The sequence below is a fragment of the Pseudoalteromonas sp. NZS100 genome (assembly GCF_015864815.1).
GTDB classification, from domain to species: domain Bacteria; phylum Pseudomonadota; class Gammaproteobacteria; order Enterobacterales; family Alteromonadaceae; genus Pseudoalteromonas; species Pseudoalteromonas distincta.
On sequence record NZ_JADYWM010000010.1, the window covers coordinates 141,613 to 149,220 of the forward strand.

Below are 7,608 nucleotides of genomic sequence, written 5' to 3' on the forward strand. Positions count from 1 at the left end.
CAGGAGAGCTAAGGTGAAAGACTTACTTAAGTTTCTGAAGCAACAAAATAAGACCGAAGAATTCGATGCAATTCGCATTGGTCTTGCTTCACCAGACATGGTTCGTTCATGGTCATACGGTGAAGTAAAGAAACCTGAGACTATTAACTACCGTACTTTCAAGCCTGAGCGCGACGGCTTATTCTGTGCCCGTATTTTCGGTCCAGTGAAAGATTATGAGTGTTTATGTGGTAAATATAAACGCCTTAAACACCGTGGTGTGATCTGTGAAAAGTGTGGCGTTGAAGTAACACTCACTAAAGTGCGACGCGATCGTATGGGTCATATCGACCTTGCGAGCCCAGTTGCACATATATGGTTTTTAAAATCATTACCGTCACGTATTGGCTTAATGCTAGATATGACGCTTCGTGATATTGAACGTGTTCTTTACTTCGAATCATTCGTAGTAACTGAGCCTGGTATGACAACGCTTGAGCGTGGTCAGCTATTAGGTGAAGAAGAATACTTAGATTCACTAGAAGAGCACGGTGATGAATTTGAAGCGAAGATGGGTGCTGAAGCAGTTTTAGACTTGCTTCGTGAACTTGATCTTGCTCAATTAATTGCTGAGATGCGTGAAGAGTTACCAACAATTAACTCTGAAACTAAGCGTAAAAAAATCACTAAACGTCTTAAGTTAATGGAATCGTTCCACCAATCAGGTAATAACCCTGAGTGGATGATCATGACAGTACTTCCAGTATTGCCACCTGATCTACGCCCATTAGTACCATTAGACGGTGGTCGTTTTGCGACATCTGATCTAAACGACCTTTACCGTCGTGTTATTAACCGTAATAACCGTCTTAAACGTCTACTAGATTTAGCAGCACCAGACATTATTGTACGCAACGAAAAACGTATGTTACAAGAAGCGGTAGATGCGCTACTTGATAACGGTCGTCGTGGTCGTGCAATTACAGGTTCTAACAAACGTCCTCTTAAATCTCTTGCTGATATGATCAAGGGTAAGCAAGGTCGTTTCCGTCAGAACTTACTTGGTAAGCGTGTAGATTATTCAGGCCGTTCTGTAATCACAGTAGGTCCTACACTTAAGCTTCACCAATGTGGTCTTCCTAAGAAGATGGCACTAGAGTTATTCAAACCATTCATCTATGGCAAATTAGAGCGTCGCGGCATGGCTACGACAATCAAAGCAGCTAAGAAGATGGTTGAACGTGAAGTTCCGGAAGTATGGGATGTACTTGATGAAGTAATTCGTGAACATCCAGTATTACTTAACCGTGCACCAACACTTCACCGTTTGGGTATCCAAGCGTTTGAACCTGTGCTTATCGAAGGTAAAGCGATTCATTTGCATCCATTAGTATGTGCGGCCTACAACGCCGATTTCGATGGTGACCAAATGGCGGTACACGTACCGTTAACAATCGAAGCACAGCTTGAAGCTCGTGCCTTAATGATGTCAACAAACAACATTCTATCTCCTGCGAATGGTGAGCCAATCATCGTTCCTTCACAGGATGTTGTATTGGGTCTTTATTACATGACTCGTGACCGCATTAACGCTAAAGGCGAAGGCGCGATATTTAAAGATCCAAAAGAAGCAGAAAAAGCATACCGCAGCGGCAATGCAGACCTTCACGCAATCGTGAAAGTACGTATTAGCCAATCAGTTAAAAACGAAGACGGCATAGTAGAAGACACTGTTACTGTTATCGATACAACTGTTGGTCGTGCAATTCTGTCTCTAATTTTACCTAAAGGCATGCCGTTTGCGTCAATCAACCAGCCGCTAGGTAAAAAGCAGATTTCTGGCTTATTGAATGAGTGTTACCGTCGTCTAGGTCTTAAAGATACAGTTATCTTTGCTGACCAAGTTATGTACACCGGTTTCCATTATGCAATGAAGTCAGGTGTTTCTATCGGTATTGATGACTTAGTTATCCCACCGATTAAAGCACAGATAATTGAATCAGCTGAAGCTGAAGTGACTGAAATCAACCAACAATTCCAATCAGGTCTTGTAACGGCTGGTGAAAAGTACAATAAAGTTATCGATATCTGGTCACGTGTAAACGAAAACTTATCACGTGAGATGATGGCTAACTTGTCAAAAGATACAGTTATCAATGCAAAAGGTGAAGAAGTAGAGCAACCGTCATTTAACTCAGTGTTTATGATGGCCGACTCAGGTGCTCGTGGTAGTGCTGCACAGATTCGTCAGTTGGCGGGTATGCGTGGTCTAATGGCACGTCCAGATGGTTCAATCATCGAGACGCCAATCACAGCTAACTTCCGTGAAGGTCTAAACGTACTTCAGTACTTCATCTCAACGCATGGTGCGCGTAAAGGTCTTGCCGATACAGCACTTAAAACAGCAAACTCGGGTTACCTAACGCGTCGTCTAGTAGACGTTGCACAAGATTTGGTAATCAATGAAGATGACTGTGGCACAGAAGATGGCTTAACAATGAAACCGCTTATTGAAGGTGGTGATGTTGTAGAAGCACTTCGCGAACGTGTTCTAGGTCGTGTTGTTGCTGAAGATATTGTAATTCCAGGTACTAATACTGTACTTGTTGAACGTAATGTTATGCTTGACGAAAAACTGTGTGACCTTTTAGAAGAGCACTCAGTAGATGAAGTTCGCGTACGTTCTGTTATCACATGTGATAATGACTTTGGTGTTTGTGCTAACTGTTACGGTCGTGACCTAGCACGTGGTCACATCATTAACGCTGGTGAATCAGTGGGTGTTATCGCGGCTCAATCAATCGGTGAGCCGGGTACACAGTTAACAATGCGTACCTTCCACATCGGTGGTGCGGCATCTAGAGCATCTGCAGAAAATAATGTACAAGTTAAAACTAACGGTACATTAAAACTTCATAACTCTAAGTACGTATTAAACACAGACGGTAAGATTGTTATTACCTCTCGTTCTACGGAAATTACTATCATCGATAGTCATGGTCGTGAGAAAGAGCGTTATAAAGTACCTTACGGTGCGGTACTAACAGTGCAAGACAATGCAGAAGTTCAAGGTAACGACATCGTTGCTACTTGGGACCCGCATAGTCACCCAATCGTTCTTGAGCATAAGTCAAAAGTATCGTTCAGCGATATCGATGATTCAAATACTGAAGCACAGACAGATGAACTAACCGGTTTAACCCGTGTAGTTGTAAAAGATCTTGCTAAAGTAAATACGAAAGAACCAAAGCTTATCATTGAAAGTGAAGAGCGCGGTCTGCAAGAAACACGTCTTCCTTCATTCACTACGATTGAAGTTATTGACGGCGTTACAGCAAACCCAGGTGACGTGTTAGCACGTATTCCGCAAGAAGGTTCGAAAACTCGTGATATCACGGGTGGTCTACCACGCGTAGCCGACTTATTTGAAGCTCGTAAGCCAAAAGATCCAGCTATATTAGCTGAAGTAACTGGTACAATTAGCTTCGGTAAAGAGACTAAAGGTAAGAAGCGTTTAGTTATTACTCCAGCTGAAGGTGATCATTACGAAGAGATGATTCCTAAGTGGCGTCAACTTAACGTGTTTGAAGGTGAGCAAGTGTCTAAAGGTGAAGTTATTGCCGATGGTCCTGAATCACCACATGACATCTTACGCCTACGTGGTGTGACTCATGTTGCTAACTATATCGTTAACGAAGTGCAAGAGGTTTACCGTTTGCAAGGCGTTAAGATCAATGACAAGCACATTGAAACAATTATCCGTCAAATGTTACGTAAATGTACCATTATGCACGGCGGTGATACTGACTTCTTAGCTGGTGAACAAATCGAAGTGGCGCGCGTTAATATCGCAAACCGTGACCTTGAAAAACAAGGTAAGATACCAGCTAAGTTTGAAATCCAGTTAATGGGTATCACAAAAGCATCACTAGCAACAGAATCTTTCATCTCTGCAGCGTCTTTCCAAGAGACAACACGTGTTCTTACAGATGCGGCAGTGAATGGTAAGAGCGATGAGCTTCGCGGTCTTAAAGAAAACGTAATTGTGGGTCGTTTGATCCCAGCCGGTACCGGTTTTGCGTATCATCAAGAGCGTATGGCTCGCCGTAAACAAAGCAAAGTAGTAGTAGAAGAGCAAACAGTAAGTGCAGAAGAGGCGACTCAAGCACTTACAGACGCTCTAAATGCTGATTTGTCTGGAAATCAATAAACTGTTCTTAATCAATAGATTAAGTGATCGTAAGGCAGTTATATGCTGTCTTACGATTAGTTTAGGTTGACAGGTTAAACTTTGCTCATTAAAATTCCGCCACCCATTTACTTGTGTGCTTAATGCAGGCTCGTAAATAAAGGGCGGATTTTTTTATTTTTTTCAGTAGTAATTTTAATTTCAGGAGCTATTTAAATGGCAACTATTAACCAGCTAGTGCGTAAGCCACGCCGTAGCAAGGTTACGAAAAGTAACTCAGCTGCACTAAAAGCGTGTCCGCAAAAGCGCGGTGTATGTACTCGCGTATATACAACTACACCTAAGAAACCAAACTCGGCGTTACGTAAAGTAGCACGTGTACGTTTAACTAACGGTTTCGAAGTAACTTCATACATTGGCGGTGAAGGTCATAACCTTCAAGAGCATAGTGTAATCCTAATCCGTGGTGGTCGTGTTAAAGATTTACCAGGTGTGCGTTTTCACACTGTTCGTGGTGCACTTGACTGTGCAGGCGTTAGCGATCGTCGTCAAGCTCGTTCTAAATACGGTGCAAAACGCCCTAAAGGGTAATTGTATTCCGTTAGTAAGGCCAAGCACTAAATATTTATAATTATTGTTTTGGGTGATTGACTCGAAAGAGCAAACCTGAATAAACCGGAGATACAAAATGCCTAGAAGACGCGTAATCGGTCAACGTAAAATTCTTCCAGATCCTAAGTTCGGATCGGAACTTCTTGCTAAATTCGTTAACATCGTGATGTTAGACGGCAAGAAATCTACTGCTGAAAAAATTGTTTATGGTGCGCTAGACGTGGCTGCTGAGAAATCAGGCAAGTCGCACCTAGAAATCTTTGAAACTGCACTTGATAACATCCGTCCACAGGTAGAGGTTAAATCTCGCCGTGTTGGTGGTTCAACTTATCAAGTACCAGTTGAAGTACGTCCAGTTCGTCGTAACGCATTAGGTATGCGTTGGTTAGTAGACGCTGCACGTAAGCGTGGCGAAAAATCTATGGGCTTACGTCTAGCTCAAGAAATCGTTGACGCTTCTGATAATAAAGGCACTGCGGTTAAGAAACGTGAAGACGTTCACCGTATGGCTGAAGCGAATAAAGCATTCGCTCATTACCGTTGGTAATCTGTCTTTAACCTTTAAGAGGATCATATGGCACGTACAACTCCACTTGAGCGCTATCGTAATATAGGTATTGTTGCTCACGTAGATGCAGGCAAAACCACCACAACAGAACGTGTTCTGTTCTACACAGGTCTTTCTCATAAGATCGGTGAAGTACATGATGGCGCTGCAACTATGGATTGGATGGAGCAGGAACAAGAGCGTGGTATCACAATCACTTCTGCTGCAACAACGTGTTTTTGGAAAGGGATGGACGCTCAATTTGACGCCCATCGTATCAATATTATTGATACTCCAGGACACGTAGATTTCACTATCGAAGTAGAGCGTTCTTTACGCGTACTAGATGGTGCGGTAGTTGTTCTTTGTGCTTCATCTGGTGTACAGCCGCAAACTGAGACAGTTTGGCGTCAAGCGAACAAATACGAAGTTCCGAGAATGATCTTCGTAAATAAAATGGATCGCACGGGCGCAGACTTCTTAGCAGTGGTCAGCCAGGTGAAATCTCGTCTTGGAGCAACGCCTGTTCCAATTCAGTTGCCTGTAGGCGCTGAGGACGACTTTAAAGGTGTTATTGACCTTATAAAAATGAAAGTGATTAACTGGAACGAAGCGGACCAGGGTATGACTTTTTCTTATGAGGCAATACCGGCAGAACTTCTGGAATTAGCTGAAGAATGGCGCGCTCATTTAGTTGAAAGCGCTGCTGAAGCAACAGAAGAACTAATGGATAAATACTTAGAAGGTGAAGAGTTAAGTGAAGCAGAAATTAAAAATGCTTTACGCCAACGAACGTTAGCAAATGAGATTGTTCCAGTTACTTGTGGTAGCGCATTTAAAAACAAAGGCGTTCAAGCTGTGCTTGATGGCGTTGTTGAATATATGCCGTCACCAGAGCAAGTGAAACAAATCCAAGGTATCTTAGAAAATGGTACTGAGGAAGAACGTCCAGCTAATGATAAAGCGCCGTTTGCTGCACTCGCATTTAAGATTGCAACAGACCCGTTCGTTGGAACCTTGACCTTTTTCCGTGTTTACTCTGGTACTGTTAAACAGGGTGACACGGTATATAATCCAGTAAAAAGTAAGCGTGAGCGACTTGGCCGTATCGTACAGATGCATTCAAACTCTCGTGAAGAGATCAAAGAAGTTTTCGCAGGCGACATCGCGGCAGCTATTGGTCTTAAAGACGTAACAACAGGTGAAACACTGTGTGATCCGAATTCTATTATTACGCTTGAGCGTATGGAATTCCCAGAACCAGTAATCTCTATTGCGGTTGAGCCCCGCACTATAGCTGACCAAGACAAGATGGGTATCGCACTAGGTAAACTAGCTGCTGAAGATCCTTCTTTTCGCGTACAAACTGACGAAGAATCAGGCCAGGTTATAATCTCTGGCATGGGTGAACTTCACCTAGATATCATCGTCGACCGTATGAAACGTGAATTCAGTGTTGAATGTAACGTTGGTAAGCCGCAGGTCTCATACCGAGAAGCTATTCGTTCAACTGTTAAGGTTGAAGGGAAGTTTATACGTCAGTCAGGTGGTCGTGGCCAATATGGACACGTTTGGATTAAACTTGAACCGATGGATATTACGGATGATGAGTCACCAATTTACGAGTTCGTTAACGAAACCGTAGGTGGTTCAGTTCCTAAAGAATTCGTTCCTGCGGTAGACAAAGGTATCCAAGAGCAAATGTCTCAAGGTGTACTGGCAGGCTACCCATTACTTGGCGTTAAAGCGACTTTATATGATGGTTCATTCCATGATGTAGATTCGAATGAAATGGCATTTAAAATAGCAGGTTCACTGGCAATGAAAAACGGGGCGCTTGAAGCTAACCCTGTACTTTTAGAGCCAGTAATGAAGGTTGAAGTACTCACTCCTGATTCAAATATGGGTGATGTAGTTGGCGACTTAAACCGTCGCCGCGGCATAATCGAAGGCATGGAAGATGCATTAGGTGGACTTAAGCAAATTAATGCGCAAGTTCCTCTTTCTGAAATGTTTGGTTATGCAACTGCTTTACGATCTGCAACACAGGGCCGTGCCTCATACTCTATGGAGTTTGTGAAGTACGCTGAAGCCTCTAAAAATGTCGCAGATACAATAATTTCAGCTCGCGCTGTTATATAATTTTAGCTTGTCTGGCTCAATAGTGAGTCAGGCTTTAATTTCTTTATTAGGAATTTTTTAAGATGGCAAAAGAAAAGTTTGAACGCGTAAAACCGCACGTAAACGTTGGTACAATCGGCCACGTTGACCACGGTAAAAC

General features: G+C 42.9%; 4 protein-coding genes and 1 pseudogene. All 5 read left to right on the top strand.

What is annotated here, in order from left to right:
* Window positions 1–13: 13 nt before the first annotated feature.
* Window positions 14–4,189, top strand: a complete 4,176-nt coding sequence (rpoC, locus tag I6E69_RS12360; protein ID WP_002958884.1) for a DNA-directed RNA polymerase subunit beta' — start codon at window positions 14–16, stop codon at window positions 4,187–4,189.
* 195 nt (window positions 4,190–4,384) lie between these two features.
* Window positions 4,385–4,759 carry a 30S ribosomal protein S12 gene (gene rpsL / locus I6E69_RS12365; protein WP_002958885.1) on the top strand — a complete coding sequence of 125 codons (375 nt, stop codon included), beginning with the start codon at window positions 4,385–4,387 and terminating at the stop codon, window positions 4,757–4,759.
* 97 nt (window positions 4,760–4,856) lie between these two features.
* Window positions 4,857–5,327 carry a 30S ribosomal protein S7 gene (gene rpsG / locus I6E69_RS12370; RefSeq protein WP_010555004.1) on the top strand — a complete coding sequence of 157 codons (471 nt, stop codon included), beginning with the start codon at window positions 4,857–4,859 and terminating at the stop codon, window positions 5,325–5,327.
* Between the two features lie 27 nt (window positions 5,328–5,354).
* Complete coding sequence (gene fusA / locus I6E69_RS12375; RefSeq protein ID WP_002958887.1) at window positions 5,355–7,469, top strand: elongation factor G; 2,115 nt, start codon at window positions 5,355–5,357, stop codon at window positions 7,467–7,469.
* A gap of 62 nt (window positions 7,470–7,531) precedes the next feature.
* A pseudogene (locus tag I6E69_RS12380) lies at window positions 7,532–7,608 on the top strand (elongation factor Tu); the annotation flags it as partial.

Coding starts and splice junctions, on each gene's coding strand:
- rpsL (WP_002958885.1), top strand. CDS start 4,385: ATGGCAACTATTAACCAGCTAGTGCGTAAGCCACGCCGTAGCAAGGTT.
- rpsG (WP_010555004.1), top strand. CDS start 4,857: ATGCCTAGAAGACGCGTAATCGGTCAACGTAAAATTCTTCCAGATCCT.
- fusA (WP_002958887.1), top strand. CDS start 5,355: ATGGCACGTACAACTCCACTTGAGCGCTATCGTAATATAGGTATTGTT.